This window comes from Methyloversatilis discipulorum (assembly GCF_000527135.1).
GTDB lineage: Bacteria > Pseudomonadota > Gammaproteobacteria > Burkholderiales > Rhodocyclaceae > Methyloversatilis > Methyloversatilis discipulorum.
Genome location: NZ_AZUP01000001.1, coordinates 2,580,995 through 2,597,387 on the forward strand (window position 1 = coordinate 2,580,995; position 16,393 = coordinate 2,597,387).

Genomic DNA, 16,393 nt, shown 5'->3' on the forward strand with positions numbered 1-16,393 from the left:
CACGTGGCCGACGCCGACGAAATCCTTCACCACGACGCGATGCAAGAGCGCCTGCAAGAGGTGAGGACGCTGCTCGACCGCCAGAAGCGGGTCGAAAGCCTGGTGCATCGGCAGGAGATGCCGCGCCACGAGCTGGTCGAGACGCTGGTCGCCAAGCAGCATCACAACGAGCTGACCAAGAAGCTCGACGCGATGCACCCGGCCGACATCGCCTACATCCTCGAAGCGCTGCCGCCGGACGACCGCCTGCTGGTGTGGGACCTGGTGCGCGCCGAGCGCGACGGCGAAATCCTGCTCGAAGTGTCGGACGCGGTCCGCGAGACGCTGATCGACGCGATGGAGCCGAAGGAGCTGGTGGCGGCGGTTGAACAGCTCGACGCCGACGAACTGGCCGACCTCGCGCCCGACCTGCCGACCGAGGTCATGCAGGACGTGTTCAGCTCGCTCGACCACGAGGAGCGCGAACAGCTGCGTGCGGCGATGTCCTACCCGGAGGATTCGGTCGGCGCGCTGATGGATTTCGACATGGTCACGGTGCGCGAGGACGTGACGCTGGAAGTCGTGCTGCGCTACCTGCGCCTGTTCGACGAACTGCCGGACCACACCGACCAGATCTTCGTCATCGACCGCGACGACAAGCTGCGCGGCTCGCTGTCGCTGAACACGCTGCTGGTGAATGACGTCGATGTCGATGTGGCCAGCGTGATGCACGACCACCCGCTGGTGCTGCGCGCCTCGGACAGCGCCGAATCGGCCGCCCAGGCCTTCGAGCGCTACGATCTGGTGTCGGCGCCGGTGGTCGATCACCACGACCAGTTGATCGGCCGGCTGACGGTGAACGAGGTGATGGACTTCATCCGCGAACAGTCGGAAGAGGAATTGCTGGCGCACGCCGGTCTGCGCGAGGAAGAGGACATCTTCGCGCCGATCATGGACTCGGTGAAGAACCGCTGGGCCTGGCTGGCGATCAATCTGGTCACCGCCTTCTTCGCCTCACGCGTGATCGGCGCCTTCGAAGGCTCGATCGAGAAGCTGGTGGCGCTGGCCGCGCTGATGCCCATCGTCGCCGGCATCGGCGGCAATTCGGGCAACCAGACCATCACGATGATCGTGCGCGCGATCGCGCTCGGCCAGCTGCAGCCGGAAGCGGCGCGTCGCCTCTACCGCAAGGAAATGGGCGTGTCGTTGATCAATGGCATCGTCTGGGGCGGTCTGCTCGGCCTGCTTGCATGGTGGCTGTACGATTCGTGGGCGCTGGGCATGGTGATGACCGGCGCGATGACGCTGAACCTTCTGCTCGCCGCCTTTGTCGGTGTATCGGTACCGATGCTGCTGGCACGCTACGGACGCGACCCGGCTGTGGGCTCTTCGGTGCTGATCACCGCGGTGACCGACTCCGGCGGCTTCTTCATCTTCCTCGGGCTGGCCACCCTGTTCCTGATCTGAAGGAATTGCCATGCAGATGCGCCTGTTCGCCTTCGGCCTCGCGATGATGATCGCCGGCGCCTGCGCCGAAGCGGCGGACCGCATCGTTACCGTGCCCTGCGCCGAGGCCGGCACGCTTGAATTCGACGTCCCCGAGGACTGGGCGGTGGACATCAGCCGGCACGACGCCCGCATGCCGCCGACCGTGACCGTCGCCGCGCCGGACGGTCAGGCGCAGTGGGTGGTGACCGCGGTGTGGAAGGCCGCCGACCGCAAACCCCCGGCGACACCGGACGAAATCCGCGCCCGCGTCCGCCGCACCGCCGAAACGGTGGGCGCCGCGGCGGCCCCGCTGCAGGCGACGGCGACCGGTTTCTACTTCGACGCGGGCGGCAGCATCACGCCGGAACCCTATACCCGGCTGCGCCAGGGCATGCTGCGCGTCGGCGAACTGACGGTGAGCTTTACCGCGATGAGCGCCGAAGCTCGCGCGGGCGACCAGCAGATTGCGGTCGAACGGCTATCGGCGGCGCGCCACCGTCCGTGAAGCGGCGGCTCAGGCCGCCCACAGCTTCCACAGCATGCGCGCGCACAGCACGACCAGCAGCGCCGCGAACACGCGCTTGAGCAGCGTCGCCGGCAGGCGGTGCGCCGCGCGCGCGCCCCACGGCGTCGTGAACACGCTGGTGCACAGGATGGCCGCCAGCGATGGCAGGTGTATATAGCCCAGCACCTGCGCCGGCATGCCCTGCACACCCCAGCCATTGACGATGTAGCCGACCGTGCCGCCGAGCGCGATCGGCAGTCCGAGCGCGGCGGATGTACCGATGGCGTTGCGGATGTCGCGGTTGCACCAAGTCAGGAAGGGCACCGTCATCGCGCCGCCACCGACCGCCACCAGTGCAGAAACGGTACCGATGCCGCCACCCACCGCAATGAGACCCGCCGGTCCGGGCAGTTGCCGCGAGGGCTTGGGCTTCAGGCCGACCAGCATGTTGATGGCGATGTAGGCGATGAACACCGCGAAGAACACCGACAGCGTCTGGGTCGAGACCAGACGAGCGATGAAGGTACCGAGCGCCGTACCAATCAGCACGCCGACCGTCATCAGACGGACCACCGGCCAGTCGACCGCACCGTGTGCGTGATGGGTACGCAGGCTGACGAAGGCGGACACGACGATGGCGGCCATCGAGGTGCCGAGCGCCAGATGCAGGATGTGATCCGGCGTGACCTGCTGCTGCTCGAACAGCATCACCAGTATCGGGACCAGCAACGTGCCGCCGCCGATCCCCAGCATGCCGGCGAAGAAGCCGGCGAGAGCACCGAGCGCGAGACAGGCGAGGACGAAGTCGAAGCTGGGGAAGAAGTCCGGTATCAACATCATGGTGCAGCGCAAAAGGCGCTATCTGAACACAGCACGTGCCCTTGCTGCAAAAGCGGCGTGGCGTGAAAACAGAACGGGGCGCCCGAAGGCGCCCCGTTCTGTCATGCGGTCGCGGAAGTTCAGCCGGCGATGGCCAGCTTGCCCTTCTTGTCCGACAACGTGCGCGCCAGCAGCGAAACCAGCGCGTAGACGGCGTCGATGTTCGGCGTCGGGATGCCTGTAATGCGGCCCAGTTCGCGCACCGAACCGACCAGCGCCTCGAACTCCAGCGGGCGACCGGCTTCGACGTCCTGCAGCATCGAGGTTTTGTGCGCGCCGACCGCCTCGGCACCGGCGATGCGCTTGTCGAGGCCGATCTTGAACTCGACGCCCAGCTTCTCGCCGACCGCCTGCGCCTCGCGCATCATGTTGGCGGCCAGCTCGCGCGTCAGCGGGAAGCGGCAGATGTCTTCCAGCGTGGCGTGGGTCAGCGCCGAGATCGGATTGAAGCTCAGGTTGCCCCACAGCTTCACCCACATTTCGGAGCGGATGTCCTTCGACACCGGCGACTTGAAGCCGGCGGCGATCATCGCCTGCGACAGCGCCTCGATACGCGGCGAGCGCGAACCGTCCAGTTCGCCCAGCGTGAAGCGGTTGCCTTCGATCAGCTTGATCACGCCCGGCTCGACCAGTTCGGACGCCGGATAGACGACCGAGCCGATCACGCGCTCGACCTCGATGTTGGCGGCGACGATGCCGTCCGGATCGACCGAGGTGACCGGCGTGCCTTCGTACTCGCCGCCCAGCTTGTGGAAATACCACCAGGGGATGCCGTTCTGCATGGTCACCACCATGGTGTCCGGACCGAACAGCGCGCGCATATCGGCCGCCACGTCCTTTACCTGGTGCGCCTTCAGCGTCAGCAGGATGACGTCCTGCACGCCGGCTTCGCTCATCTTCTGCACGCCGCGGATGTTCGGGGCGTCCTCGACCGTGCCGTCCTCCAGGATGAGCGACATGCCCTTGGCCTGGATGGCGGCGAGGTTGGGGCCACGCGCGATGCAGGTCACTTCATTGCCGGCACGCGACAGCTTCACCGCCAGGTAACCACCGATGGCGCCCGCGCCAACGACTGCGATCTTCATCTTTTCATCTCCTTCAATGGCGCGGCGGGACGGCGCTCACGCGCCGGCCCGCCGTCGGCTCCGTCCGCCATCGTGTGGCGGACGGAATCAGTTCATGTCACGAACGGCCGCGCAGATAGTGCTTCAGCGCCGGCACGATGGGCCACAGCAGCATGGTGAAGGACAGCAGCATCAGACCGGCCACCAGCGGGTTGGCCCAGAAGATGTCGAGACTGCCCTGCGACAGCAGCATGGACTGGCGGAAGCTCGATTCGGCCATGTCGCCGAGCACCAGCGCCAGCACCAGCGGCGCGAGCGGGTAGCGCAGCTTCTTGAACAGGTAACCGAACACGCCGAACACCAGCATCATCACCACGTCGAAGATCGAGCTGTGCACCGTGTAGGCGCCAATCGCGCAGATCACGATGATGACCGGGCCGATCACCGAGAACGGGATGCGCAGGATGGCCGCCCACCAGGGCACCGTGGTCAGCACGACGATGAGGCCGACGATGTTGCCGAGGTACATCGACGCGATCAGGCCCCAGACGAAATCGGGCTTCTCGGTGAACAGCAGCGGACCGGGCTGCAGACCCCAGATCAGCAGGCCGCCCAGCAGCACGGCGGCGGTCGGCGAACCGGGAATGCCCAGCGTCAGCATCGGCAGCAATGCCGAGGTGCCGGCCGCGTGAGCCGCGGTTTCCGGCGCCACCACGCCTTCGACATTGCCCTTGCCGAACGAGTCCTTGTCCTTCGCGCCCCGGCGGGCCAAACCGTAGGCCATGAAGGAGGCCGGCGTCGCGCCACCCGGGGTGACGCCCATCCAGCAGCCCACCAGCACCGAGCGGATCGAGGTCTTCCAGTAGCGCAGCAGTTCCTTCCAGGTCTGCAGCACGACGTTGAGCTGGATCTTCGCGCTCTTGCCCTTGAACGCCAGGCCTTCTTCCATCGTCAGCAGGATTTCGCCGATGCCGAACAGGCCGATCACCGCGATCAGGAAATCGAAGCCCTTGAGCAGTTCGGTGGTGCCGAAAGTCATGCGCAGCGTGCCGGTCACCGTGTCCATGCCGACCGCCGCCAGCGCGAAGCCGAGCGCCATCACGGCCAGCGTCTTGGCCGGCGGCTCCTTGCTCATGCCGACGAAGGAGCAGAAGGTGAGCATCTGCACCGCGAACATTTCCGCCGCCCCGAACTTCAGCGCGAACTTCGCGACCAGCGGCGCGAGGAAGGTGATCAGCAGCACGGCGAAGAAGGCGCCGACGAAGGACGAGGTGAACGCCGCCGTCAGTGCGGCACCCGCCCGGCCCTGCTGCGCCAGCGGGAAGCCGTCGAAGGTGGTGGCCACCGACCACGGTTCGCCCGGAATGTTGAACAGGATGGACGTGATCGCCCCGCCGAACAGCGCGCCCCAGTAGATGCAGGACAGCATGATGATGGCCGAGGTCTGGTCCATCGAAAAGGTCAGCGGCAGCAGGATGGCGATGCCGTTGGCACCGCCCAGGCCCGGCAGCACGCCGATCAAGATGCCCAGCGTGATGCCGAGCACCATGAAGCCCAGATTGGGCAGGGTCAGCGCAACGCTGAACCCGTGCATGAGGTTGTTGAGTTCTTCCATCTCGGTCTCGGGAATTTCGCGTTATGTCAGAAACCGAGCATCAGCTCGATCGGACCTTTGGGCAGCGGCACGAGGAACCAGCGCTCGAACAGCATGAAAGCTGCGAGCGGCACGCCGACTGCGGTCAGGGTGGTGGCGATGAGGCCGAACTTGCCGTGCACCTTCATGAAGAAGGCGATCAGCACCAGCGACGACACGTAGATGCCAAGATAGACGACAGCCACGATGTAGATGGTGAGCGGCACCAGCATCTGCATCACCGACTTCAGCTCGACCCAGGACGCGAACTGCGGCTGTGCCTTCTTGAAGCGTGTCAGCGCGCCGAACAGGATCCAGCCGCTGGATATGAGCAGGATGCAGCCGATGTAGAAGGGGAAATAGCCGGCGCGCGGGCCTTCGCCCTCTTCCCAGCCGATGCCGACTCGGATGCTGTCGTTCACCACGATGATGCCGATGGCGAACAGGAAGAGCGCGACCAGGATTTCCGGCCAGCGGTTGGACATGCCGGCTTCAGCGGCGTCCTCGGATCGCTCCATCATGAATCTCCAGAAACTAAAAACAGGAAGTGAACATCTTCGCGGCACATCGAAACGAATACGGGCGGGATGACCCGCCCGTATTCGCACACTGCTACAGGCTGATTACTTGGCGAGGAAGCCTGCGTCCTTCATCAGGCCGTAGTGCATCGCTTCCGACTTACCGACCCAGTCGGCAAATTCCTTGCCGCTCATGAAGGTCTGCTTGAACGCGCCCTTCTTCATGAAGTCGGCCCACTCCGGCGTCTCGCGCACCTTCTTGAACAGATTGACGTAGAAGTCGACCTGCTCCTGCGTGACGCCTGGCGCCAGGAAGACGCCGCGCAGCATCAGGTACTCGATCGGCACGCCGGCGCTCTTGCAGGTCGGGATGTCGCCCCAGGCCTGGGTCGCGGTCACCTTCTCGTTGTACGGCAGCTTTTCGCTGTCCATGATGCACAGCGGGCGCAGCTTGCCGCCACGCCAATGGGCTTCCGCCTCGATCGGGTTGTTCACCGTCGAATTGACGTGACCGCCGACCAGTTGCACCGCCACGTCGCCACCGCCCTTGAACGGCACGTAGGTCATCTTCTTGCCGGTCGCCTTGTCGATCATCGCGGTGATGATCTGGTCTTCCTGCTTCGACCCGGTGCCGGCCATCTTGAAGGTGTTGGCGGGCTTGGCCTTGATGTCGTCGATGTATTCCTTGGCCGTCTTGTACGGCGCATCGGCATTCACCCACAGCACGAACTGGTCGAGCGCCAGCATCGCGCCCGGGGTCAGGTCACGCCAGTTGAACGGGACACCGGTCGCCAGCGGCGTGGTGAACAGGTTCGACAGAGTGATGATGATCTTGTGCGGGTCGCCCTTGGCGCCCTTCACTTCGAGGAAACCTTCCGCGCCTGCGCCGCCCGACTTGTTCACGACGACCAGCGGTTGGGCCATCAGCTTGTTCTTGGCCACGACGCCCTGGATGAAACGGGCCATCTGGTCGGCGCCACCGCCGGTACCGGCCGGCACGACGAACTCGACCGGCTTGGTCGGTTCCCAGGCATGCGCGGCACCGGTCAGACCGATGGTCGCGATCGCGGTCACGAGGGCACGGCCGGCCCACTTTCCGAGTTTGGTCATGTGCAAGTCTCCTTTATTGTTGATGCGGTAGTGCGCGGAAGGGGATGGCTCAGCCACCCAGACCCAGCTTCTGGGCGAGACCGATGCGTTGCAGCTTGCCGGTCGCACCCTTGGGGATTTCATCCATGAACAGGATCTTGCGCGGAACCTTGAAGTCGGCCAGCCGCGTCGCGGCGAAGGCGGTAATTTCCTTGTCGGTGGCCTGCTGACCTTCACGCAGCACGACCACGGCACCCACTTCCTCGCCCAGCTTGGGGTGGGGGATGCCGAAGGTGACGACTTGCGCCACAGCCGGGTGATCCATCAGCACTTCGTCGACTTCGCGCGGCGAAATCTTCTCGCCGCCGCGGTTGATGATTTCCTTCAGGCGGCCGGTCAGCGACAGATAGCCCTCGGCATCCTTGCTGCCCTGGTCGCCGGTGCGGAACCAGCCGTTGGTGAAGCCTTCCTTGTTGGCCTTTTCGTTGTTCTCGTAACCCGGCGTGACGTTGGCGCCGCGGATGACGATTTCGCCGATCTCGCCGGCCGGCAGGATGTTGCCGTCGTCGTCCATGATCTCGACTTCCGGACCGGCGGCCAGACCGACCGAACCCGGCTTGCGGGCGCGCGGCGGCAACGGGTTGGACGCCATCTGGTGCGACGCTTCGGTCATGCCGTAGGCTTCGATCAGCGGCGCGCCGAAGGTTTCCTCCAGCTCGCGGATCACCTGCGGCGGAATCGACGACGACGACGAGCGCATGAAGCGCAGCGGGTTGCGTTCGATGATTTCCTTGTTGCGCGAAGCGCGCGACAGGATGGCCTGATGCATGGTGGGCACCGCCGTGTACCAGGTCGGGTGCGCTTCATCCATCAGCGAGAAGAACTTCAGGGCGTCGAAGCCCGGCGTGCAGAACACCGACGAACCGGCCGACAGCGGCGCCATGATGCCGGCGATCAGGCCATGAATATGGAACAGCGGCATGATGTTGAGGCCGCGATCCTTCTCGGTGAAGGCCAGCGTGGCGCGGATGTTCTGCGCCGAGGCGGACACGTTGCGCTGGGTCAGCGGAACGATCTTCGGCCGCGAGGTCGTGCCCGAGGTGTGCAGCACCAGCGCAACGTCGTCGGCCTGGGCGGTACCGCCGTTCGCGGCCGGGGCGACGGCCGCGGCTTCACGCGGCTCCAGCGAGAAATCGCCGGCGGCTTCGTTCGCCACCAGGTCGATCACGCGCACGCCCAGCTTCTTCGCGACCTCGATCGCCGGCGACACGCTGCCGCGCTCGACCACCAGGGCCTTGGCATTCAGGTCGGACAGGTAGAACTCGAATTCCTCGGCGCGATAGCCCGGGTTCAGCGGCGCAGCGGTGGCACCGGACGCGATGCTGATGAAGGCGCTGGCCATGTCCGGTCCGTTCGGCAGGACGATGGCGACGCGGTCGTTGCGACCCACACCCAGTTCATTCAGACGTGCGACGGTGCGCGTCATCAGTGCGCGCAGATTGCCGAAACTCAGATCGGTGCGCGCAGGCGCGGACAGCGCCACTGCCGAATCGGCACCGGTGGAAAACAGCTCGGCAAGCGTGGAAATACCGGACATACGAACTCCGAAAAACTCAGGAAACAAAGGAATGGATGGGTGCATCCGCTTCCGCGACGGAGCCACGTGCATCGTATGGACGCACGGGACGAACGGCAGCTGAGTCTTTCCCAGATCGAACGGGTGTTCAAGACGCGCTGCCGCAAAACAGCCGCGCACAGCAAAGCTGACGCAGCAGATCTCTACGACGGAGCAATGTGTAACAGATGCGTTACACAGCAAAGACCGCGGCTTGTATGGCCGCGGCCGGAGGAGGGAGGCCACTTCTGGTGACCGGCCCGTACCCGGGGTAGTGGGCGTAGGGCTTGCAACGTTCTACGGTACAGCCTTGTAGGGGACCCCCGCGCATGTCGCTAGGCCGGCATCCTGAACCGAGGGTTCAGAGCGGCCGCGTCCCTGCCGCATCAGGCGCATCCCCGAGAGGTGCGCACAACAGCGGCGTCCATGGTTCGCGACCTTATGCCAATGAGACATTGGTTCAAGGAATCTATGACCTTGGCGAACACCGCAGGGGATTGATACGCAAGGTCTTTCACCTTGCTGCAACCGCCTCTAGAAGAGCTTTTCCTGTGCGGAAAGCGCTTCATCGATGCGCGACTGCATGGCGTTGATTCTACGCCGCAGCGGTACCAAATCAACACCGCCCGTCGCCTGCATCTGAAAAATTTCGTGTGCCAGGTTCAGCGCGCACATGACGGCGAGGCGTTCGCCGGAGGCGCGCGTGGCCTCGGCAAGATCGCGCATGCGCCGCTCGACCAGCTCGACCGATGCGTTCAGCGCATCGCGTTCGCCCTCGCGGCACTGCACCCGATACTCGCGACCGAGTATGGTGATTTCGACGAGATTCGATTCGCTCATTCCTGGGGCAGCCTTTCGAGCAGACCGCTCACCTTGTCACGCGCTGCCGCGACCTTGTCGCCGAGCACCTTGTTCTCGCCTTCGAGCGCCGCGACGCGGTTGCGCAGGACGATGTTTTCGTCATGCAGCGCGCGGAAGCGACCGAGCAGGATGTCGAGCCGGTCGCCGAGCTGGTTGATGTCATGATCCATCGGCGAACTATAGGTGGGCGCCGCCGGGCCGGTCAAGACAGCTCAGCGCCCGCCACGCGGCCGACCTACAATCTTCGGCCAGCAAGTAATGGAGCGATACGCAGTGCACGAACTGATTCTGGGCGGCGCCCGCAGCGGCAAGAGTGCCTATGCCGAAGCGCAAGCCGCCGAAAGCGGTCTGGCAGTGACCATGGTGGTCACCGCGCACGCCGGCGACGGTGAGATGGCGACGCGCATCGAACGCCACCGCGCCAACCGGCCGGCGCACTGGCCGGTGGTCGAAGCGCCGCTGCACCTGGCGGCAGCGCTGCGCGAAGCCGCCTTGGCTGACCGCTTCATCGTCGTCGACTGCCTGACGCTCTGGCTGTCCAACCTGCTGATGGATATGGACGATGCGCCGGGCGCAGCGCTGCCCGGAATCTTCGTGCGCGAGCGCGCGGCGCTGCTCGACACACTGCCCGCGCTGCCCGGCCGGATCGCACTGGTATCGAACGAGGTCGGCAGCGGCGTGGTGCCGATGGGGCGGCTGTCGCGCGTGTTCGTCGACGAAGCCGGCCGCCTGCATCAGGCGCTGGCCCGCCTCTGTCCGCGGGTGACGCTGGTCACCGCCGGGCTTCCGCTGGCGTTGAAGCGGCCGTGAGCGCGCGCCGACTCTGGCTGGTGCGGCATCCGCCGGTCGCAGTGGAACGCGACATCTGTTACGGGCGGTCCGACGTGGCGCTGGCAGCACCGGTTGCCGCTGCCGCAGCGACGCTGCGTGGCGAGTTGCCGGTCGGTGCGACGATCCTGAGCAGTCCGCTGCGCCGCTGCGCCGAGCTCGCGCGGGCGCTGTCGGATACGGTGATCTTCGACCATCGCCTGCAGGAGATGGATTTCGGCGACTGGGAAATGCGGCGCTACGACACGCTGCCGCGCGCCGACATCGATCTCTGGTCCGCCAACGTGTGGGACTTCCGCATTCCGGGCGGCGAATCGGCAGCGGACATGGCGGCGCGCGCCTGGGCCGCCTGGGAGGAATGGGGCGCTGCGGTGAGCGGCGACCTCGTGGTGGTCGCGCACGGCGGTCCGCTCCGGGTGATGGCCGGCCGGCTGCTCGGCCTGCCGCAGAACGACTGGCTCGACATCGCCTGTCCGCAGGGTGCGTGCATCAAGCTGGAATCGGCCGCGGACGGTAGCTGGCGTCGCAGCGAGACTACAAAATGAAAAAGCCACCCTTGCGGGTGGCTTTTCCGGTGCGGCACTGAAACTTCGATCAGCGGGTCGCTTCAGCCTTCTCGACGCGCTTCTCGGCGGACGATTCGGCGACGCGGGCGCTGTCCACCTTGCGGGTGAACACCCAGCGCGACGGCGTCTTAACGAAGGCGTAGCCAGTGGGCGCGTCGATGAACACCTTGTAGTCTTCGGGGTGTCCGACGGCAGCGGACGACACCGAAGCTTCGGTGGCGGCCGATGCGCCAAGCGTGGCGATCGCAAGACTGGTCGCGAGAGCGATGCGGATTGCAGTGGTTTTCATGGTGATGCTCCTTGCAAGTTAAAAAGCTGTCGTTGAGTTCAATGTAGTGCACCGCAACAAACCTTTCAAGCCCGCATACGCGCTTGTTTGTGACGTAATACGTAATCATTTTTTGCGGCGCAGCACAGTGACGTGAGTGCACCACACTGTGTTCCAAACGGGTCACCGGCTCCGTTTGGCCGAATCCGATGTCATTGCATGAATGCAACACGATGAACGAACTGTTCCGTCTGACTGATCCACTTGACCTGTATCTGGTCCGTCACCCGAAGCCGGCCGTCGACCCGGCGCTGTGCTACGGCGCTGCTGATCTGCCGGTGGCCGAGGACGTGGCCGCCTGCGCTGCACGGCTTGCGCCGCTGCTGCCAACCGACGCGCGTGTCGTCAGCAGCCCGCTTACGCGAGCCCGTCTGCTGGCCGAAGCGATGTCGCCGACGGTGCACCTCGACGCGCGCCTGCGCGAGCTTGATTTCGGTGACTGGGAACTGAAGCCCTTCGCCGACATTCCGGCGGAAGGTTTCGAGGTGTGGGGCAGTACGCTGATCGACTTCCGCGCGCCCGGCGGCGAGCTGTATGCGGACATGGCAGCGCGCGTCTGGGACGCTTTCGAGGCGCAGCGCGCGGGTGCCAGCGCGCTGGTCGTGGTCGCGCACAACGGGCCGATGCGGGCGCTGACCGGCACCCTGCTCGGCCTGCCGCCGAGCCGCTGGCTCAATCTGGAGTTCGAGTTCGGCCGCGTCACCCATCTGGCCATCGGCCCGCTCGGGCCCAAGCTGCGCAGCTTCAATCGCTGACGTCGGCGTGCAGAGCAAGCACGGATGAACAGAGCCAGGCCGGATCAAGGATAATCCGCGCTTCTCCGCCTGACGCCCGCCATGAATTCACCCCAGGTTTCAAGCCGCGCGCTGTATATGCGTCTGCTCGGCTACGTGCGCCCGTACTGGATCGCCTTCGCCGTCTCCATCGTCTGCATGGCGCTGACCGCGGCGGCGGAACCGGTCTTTCCGGCGCTGATGAAGTCGCTGCTGGACGGCGGCTTCGGCGGTCAGGACCCGCAGGCAGTCTGGTTCTACCCGCTGGCCATCGTGCTGCTGTTCGCCGTGCGCGGCGTGTTCGGCTTCATCGCCGACTACGCATTCGCCTGGGCCGCCAACAACGTGGTGCTCGATCTGCGCCGCGCGATGTTCGGCCGCCTGCTGGCACTGCCGACCGACTTCTTCGACAACAACTCGTCCGGCGCGCTGATTTCCAAGGTGGCCTACGACGTACAGGGCGTGACGCAGGCGGCGACCAACGTGATCACCGTGTTCGTGCGCGACACGCTCACCGTGGCCGGCCTGCTGGCCTGGCTGCTGTGGCTGAACTGGAAGCTCACGCTGATCGTGCTCGGCATGCTGCCGCTGATCGCGCTCATCGTGCGCCTCAGTTCGCGTCGCATCCGCGAATCGGCGCGCGGCGCACAGACGGCGATGGGCAGCATCGCGCACACGCTGGAAGAGACCATCGAGGCGCACAAGGTGGTGAAGATCTTCGGCGGACAGGACTACGAAATGGGCCGCTTCGATGCGGCCTGTCGCAAGCAGCGCCGGCAGAACATGCGCAACATCGTCGCCGCCTCGCTGGTGTCGCCGATGACCCAGGTGCTCACCGCGGTGGCGCTCGGCATCGTGATCGCGGTCGCGCTGGCCGACTCGGCGGCCAACCGCACCACGGTCGGCGGCTTCATGGGCTTCGTCACCGCCATGCTGATGCTGCTGGCGCCGCTGAAGCGTCTGACCGACGTGAACGCGCCGCTGCAGCGCGGGCTGGCGGCCGCTGAAAGCGTGTTCCAGCTGATCGACCAGCAGGCCGAACGCGACAGCGGCACGGTGGAACTGGAGCGCGCGCGCGGCCGCATCGATTTCGATCAGCTCGGCTTCGGCTACCCCGGCCGCGAACTGCGCGTGCTGCAGCACTTCGATCTGTCGATCGCGCCGGGCGAGACGGTGGCGCTGGTTGGCGCATCCGGCTCCGGCAAGACCACGCTGGCGCATCTGCTGGCCCGCTTCTACACGCCGACCTCGGGCCGCATCCTGCTCGACGGGCACGACATCCAGAACGTGAAGCTGGCCAGCCTGCGCGCCAATATGGCGCTGGTGAGCCAGGACGTGGTGCTGTTCAACGACACGGTGGCGGCCAACATCGCCTACGGCGCGCTGCGCGGCACCGACCGCGCCGACATCGAGGCGGCGGCGCGCGCCGCGTACGCGCTGGATTTCATCCAGGCGATGCCGGAAGGCTTCGACACGATGATCGGCGAGAACGGCGTCAAGCTGTCGGGCGGCCAGCGGCAACGGCTGGCGATCGCACGCGCGCTGCTGAAGGACGCGCCGGTGCTGATACTGGACGAAGCCACCTCGGCGCTGGACACCGAATCCGAGCGTCAGGTGCAGGCGGCGCTGGAAGTGCTGATGAAGAACCGCACGACGCTGGTGATCGCGCACCGGCTGTCCACGATCGAGCGCGCCGACCGCATCGTCGTGATGGACCGGGGCCGCATCGCCGAGATCGGCAAGCACGCCGACCTGCTGGCGGCGGGCGGCATGTACGCGGGTCTCTACAACTCGCAGCTGGGCGGCAGCGAGTAAGACCGGCTCAGATCTTCAGCGCGGAGGCGTAGCCGGTCAGTTCGAGATAGCCACGGCCGACCCGGCGCGCACCTTCGAACACGGTCACCGCGCCTTCCCAGTAGATGGCACCGCTGCTGGCGCGACTGTCCAGTTCCTGGTCGTCGAACAGCGGCTTCACAAGAAAGCGCCGCCCGCCGACGCTGACATCGAGTTCGACCGGATAGGCGCCGCCGCTGCGCGGGCTGCGCCAGACGCGCCGGACTGCGAAACCCACTTCATTCGGCGCATAGCGGCGATCGCCTGCCGCATCGCGCAAGGTCGCTGCCGCCCACAGTGCATGGCCATCGGCGTCGCGCATGCGGAAGGCCATCAGCGCACCGCCGTCGTCCAGATTGATGCCCAGCCAGTCCCAGCCCTGCGCGCCCTCCGGCATCAGCGCGCTCGACCATTCGTGATCGAGCCAGGCGCGTCCGCGCACCGCACTGCTTGCCGCCGCGATGCGCAGGCGGCCGCTCACGTCCAGTTGCGGCCAGCTCAGGTAGTGGCTGGCATGCGCAGGATCGGGCCCCTTGCGGCTGAAGCCCTGGTCGCCCTGCCACAGCACCGGCTGCGACGGCGCGAAGGTCAGCGCGTAGTCGAACTCGTCCGCCGCGATGCGCGCGAGCAGACGCTCGGGCGACGGTTGGCGCGCCAGATGCCAGTCGTCGATGCGGACGTCGAGGTCGTCGACCGCCGCCTCGGCCAGACCGAAGCCGGCGCGCGCGATCTTCTGCGCGTGCAGCAGGCGGGCACGCGCAGGGTCGGACACCGCAGCGTGCGCGAACAGCAGCTGGCGCGGCGCGAAGCGGCTCGGGTTGGCGTCGTGCGCCGGCTGGCGCACGCGGAAGAAGGTGAGCTGGAAGCCGACCGCCGCCGCGGCGTCGCGCTCCAGCCAGCCGGTGATGTACCACCACTCGATGCGGTGGCCGGGGTGCGCACCGTGGTCGCGCGGCAGGCTGCGCGGCGCGGCGGGCAGCACCGGATCGTAGGCGGTCTCGTCCGCGCGGGCAGGCAGCACCGCCAGCAGCGGCAGGTGCAACAGCAGTCGGCGCAGCGCGGAATTCATGTTGCGCAGAGCGCGCCCACGGCAGGAGGTTCCCGCTCAGCGCAGCAGCGCTTCGAGCTCTTCGGCGATGCAGGCGCCGGTCTTCGTCGGGTCGGCGCCGGCGTGGCGCTGTGCCAGCGCGCGTGCCGCAGCGGCGAAGCGCGGTTCGTCGAGCAGCCGACGCAGCAGCGCCGGGTAATCGGTGTTCCGGCTGCCCGGCGGCACGGCCAGACCGAAGCCGCCATCGACGATGCGGCGTGCCACCATGTACTGCTCCATGTGATTCGGCAGCACCAGTTGCGGGCATCCGGCGAGCGCAGCGGCGCTCACGGTGCCGATGCTGGCGTGCGAAACGACCAGATCGGCTGCGCGCACGGCCGGGTCCATCTGCACCGGCGCCGATTCGAAACGGATGGACGGCCCACCGAGCCGTCGCGCGGCGTCCGGCGACAGCCCTTTGGCATGCACCAGCGTGCGCATGCCGGACTGCCGCAGCGCCTCCATCAGCGCATTGAAATCGGCGTGTTCGGGCGACAGATAGACGAATACGCGCGCGCCCTCGCCCGCCGGCCACTGCGGCGCCACGCCGCTGTCGCCGACGTAGCTCGGGCCGACCATCCGCACGCGCTCGTCGTAGTCGGGATAGTGCGCCAGCTCCGGCAGACTGGCAGCGATGCAGCGCACGCCGCCGAACAGTTCGGTCAGGCGCGGCAGGGCGCTATCGCCGAGCAGCGCCAGCGCCTGGTTGACCGGCGCCAGCAGCAGCGCATCGCTGCGTGCGCACTGGGCAACGTCGCCCTTGTCCCAGTAGTTCATCGCCGGAAACACGTCGCGATGCGGTGGAATCTCGAAACAGTTGCCGATCGCCGCGATCGGCGTGCCGCGGCCGCGCATCGCCAGCATGGCGGTCGGCGCGTGGTCGCAGACCAGAAGATCGGGGCGGTGCAGTTCGAACAGCCCGCGCCAGGCCGACAGCAGTCCAGCCAGCCCGCCCGGGTCCAGCCATCCGGCCGCCGCCAGCACCGCCGAGAAATTGACCAGCTTGGGCGGGTTCACCATGCGCGGCAGCCACAGCGGCGACTGCAGCACCGGAAAACCGTCGGCGACGATGCGGCCGTGCGCGCGCGCCAGATCCTTCAGCGCGAAGGTGACCGCGTGACCGCGTTCGCGCAACGCGCGCGCGGTGATCAGCATGCGGTCGATGTGGCCCATGTTGGCGCCCAGTTCCCACGCCATCAGTACGCGGCTCATTGCTGGCGCTCCTGTCGAGCGGCTTTACACATTGCTCTGTCAAGGCACAAAGAGGACATGCAAGTCATTGATCCGATTGAATGAGGCAAGTGGGCACAGTTCTTGTTTGGGGCCGCGGGCGTGTCAATCGTACAG

The 16,393-nt window shown here is 66.4% G+C and carries 17 protein-coding genes and 1 other RNA gene; 6 read left to right on the forward strand and 12 right to left on the reverse strand.

Features of this window, described 5'->3' with window-relative positions; translation table 11 throughout:
• Positions 1-3: 3 nt before the first annotated feature.
• Both mgtE and METFAM1_RS0112030 read left to right on the forward strand, forming a co-directional pair.
• Positions 4-1,446, forward strand: a complete 1,443-nt coding sequence (gene mgtE, locus METFAM1_RS0112025) for a magnesium transporter (RefSeq protein WP_024300664.1) — start codon at positions 4-6, stop codon at positions 1,444-1,446.
• A gap of 10 nt (positions 1,447-1,456) precedes the next feature.
• Positions 1,457-1,972 (forward strand): hypothetical protein, encoded by a 516-nt coding sequence (locus METFAM1_RS0112030; protein WP_019915525.1) that lies wholly within the window; start codon positions 1,457-1,459, stop codon positions 1,970-1,972.
• Between the two features lie 9 nt (positions 1,973-1,981).
• Here the strand turns inward: METFAM1_RS0112030 and METFAM1_RS0112035 are convergent, their stop codons facing one another.
• The 9 genes from METFAM1_RS0112035 to METFAM1_RS0112070 form a co-directional block, all read right to left on the reverse strand.
• Positions 1,982-2,812: a sulfite exporter TauE/SafE family protein gene (locus tag METFAM1_RS0112035; RefSeq protein WP_019915526.1), complete on the reverse strand. Its 831-nt coding sequence runs from the start codon at positions 2,810-2,812 to the stop codon at positions 1,982-1,984.
• A 119-nt stretch (positions 2,813-2,931) separates the two neighbouring features.
• Positions 2,932-3,936 (reverse strand): 2-dehydropantoate 2-reductase, encoded by a 1,005-nt coding sequence (locus METFAM1_RS0112040; RefSeq protein ID WP_019915527.1) that lies wholly within the window; start codon positions 3,934-3,936, stop codon positions 2,932-2,934.
• A 97-nt stretch (positions 3,937-4,033) separates the two neighbouring features.
• Positions 4,034-5,530: a tripartite tricarboxylate transporter permease gene (locus tag METFAM1_RS0112045; RefSeq protein WP_019915528.1), complete on the reverse strand. Its 1,497-nt coding sequence runs from the start codon at positions 5,528-5,530 to the stop codon at positions 4,034-4,036.
• Positions 5,531-5,556: 26 nt separating this feature from the next.
• Positions 5,557-6,069, reverse strand: coding sequence for a tripartite tricarboxylate transporter TctB family protein (locus tag METFAM1_RS0112050; protein ID WP_019915529.1), 513 nt, complete (start codon positions 6,067-6,069; stop codon positions 5,557-5,559).
• 102 nt (positions 6,070-6,171) lie between these two features.
• Positions 6,172-7,176, reverse strand: a complete 1,005-nt coding sequence (locus METFAM1_RS0112055) for a Bug family tripartite tricarboxylate transporter substrate binding protein (RefSeq protein ID WP_019915530.1) — start codon at positions 7,174-7,176, stop codon at positions 6,172-6,174.
• A gap of 49 nt (positions 7,177-7,225) precedes the next feature.
• Positions 7,226-8,752, reverse strand: coding sequence for an acyl--CoA ligase (locus METFAM1_RS0112060; protein ID WP_019915532.1), 1,527 nt, complete (start codon positions 8,750-8,752; stop codon positions 7,226-7,228).
• A 334-nt stretch (positions 8,753-9,086) separates the two neighbouring features.
• Positions 9,087-9,269: non-coding RNA, 6S RNA (gene ssrS, locus METFAM1_RS20645), on the reverse strand.
• A gap of 35 nt (positions 9,270-9,304) precedes the next feature.
• On the reverse strand, positions 9,305-9,610 hold the full coding sequence (locus METFAM1_RS0112065; RefSeq protein ID WP_019915533.1) for a cell division protein ZapA: 306 nt from the start codon (positions 9,608-9,610) through the stop codon (positions 9,305-9,307).
• Complete coding sequence (locus METFAM1_RS0112070) at positions 9,607-9,801, reverse strand: hypothetical protein (RefSeq protein ID WP_019915534.1); 195 nt, start codon at positions 9,799-9,801, stop codon at positions 9,607-9,609. The genes METFAM1_RS0112065 and METFAM1_RS0112070 overlap by 4 nt, the downstream gene beginning before the upstream one ends.
• 103 nt (positions 9,802-9,904) lie before the next feature.
• On the opposite strand from METFAM1_RS0112070, the gene cobU reads away from it, so the two are divergent.
• Together cobU and METFAM1_RS0112080 are read left to right on the forward strand one after the other, a co-directional pair.
• Positions 9,905-10,441, forward strand: a complete 537-nt coding sequence (gene cobU, locus METFAM1_RS0112075) for a bifunctional adenosylcobinamide kinase/adenosylcobinamide-phosphate guanylyltransferase (RefSeq protein WP_024300665.1) — start codon at positions 9,905-9,907, stop codon at positions 10,439-10,441.
• Complete coding sequence (locus METFAM1_RS0112080; RefSeq protein ID WP_019915536.1) at positions 10,438-11,004, forward strand: histidine phosphatase family protein; 567 nt, start codon at positions 10,438-10,440, stop codon at positions 11,002-11,004. Before cobU ends, METFAM1_RS0112080 begins: the two co-directional genes overlap by 4 nt.
• 49 nt (positions 11,005-11,053) lie before the next feature.
• Here the strand turns inward: METFAM1_RS0112080 and METFAM1_RS0112085 are convergent, their stop codons facing one another.
• Positions 11,054-11,314, reverse strand: coding sequence for a hypothetical protein (locus tag METFAM1_RS0112085; protein ID WP_019915537.1), 261 nt, complete (start codon positions 11,312-11,314; stop codon positions 11,054-11,056).
• A gap of 212 nt (positions 11,315-11,526) precedes the next feature.
• Here METFAM1_RS0112085 and METFAM1_RS0112090 point away from each other — a divergent pair, with 212 nt between their 5' ends.
• Both METFAM1_RS0112090 and msbA read left to right on the forward strand, forming a co-directional pair.
• The gene (locus tag METFAM1_RS0112090; protein WP_019915538.1) at positions 11,527-12,108 is read left to right on the forward strand and encodes a histidine phosphatase family protein; all 582 of its coding nucleotides are present in this window, start codon (positions 11,527-11,529) and stop codon (positions 12,106-12,108) included.
• Positions 12,109-12,225: 117 nt separating this feature from the next.
• Positions 12,226-13,941: a lipid A export permease/ATP-binding protein MsbA gene (gene msbA / locus METFAM1_RS0112095; protein ID WP_019915539.1), complete on the forward strand. Its 1,716-nt coding sequence runs from the start codon at positions 12,226-12,228 to the stop codon at positions 13,939-13,941.
• Positions 13,942-13,948: 7 nt separating this feature from the next.
• On the opposite strand, the gene METFAM1_RS0112100 is transcribed toward msbA, so the two are convergent.
• Together METFAM1_RS0112100 and METFAM1_RS0112105 are read right to left on the reverse strand one after the other, a co-directional pair.
• Positions 13,949-15,028, reverse strand: coding sequence for a lipocalin-like domain-containing protein (locus METFAM1_RS0112100; protein WP_019915540.1), 1,080 nt, complete (start codon positions 15,026-15,028; stop codon positions 13,949-13,951).
• Positions 15,029-15,064: 36 nt separating this feature from the next.
• Positions 15,065-16,258, reverse strand: a complete 1,194-nt coding sequence (locus METFAM1_RS0112105) for a glycosyltransferase (protein WP_019915541.1) — start codon at positions 16,256-16,258, stop codon at positions 15,065-15,067.
• Between the last annotated feature and the right edge of the window lie 135 nt (positions 16,259-16,393).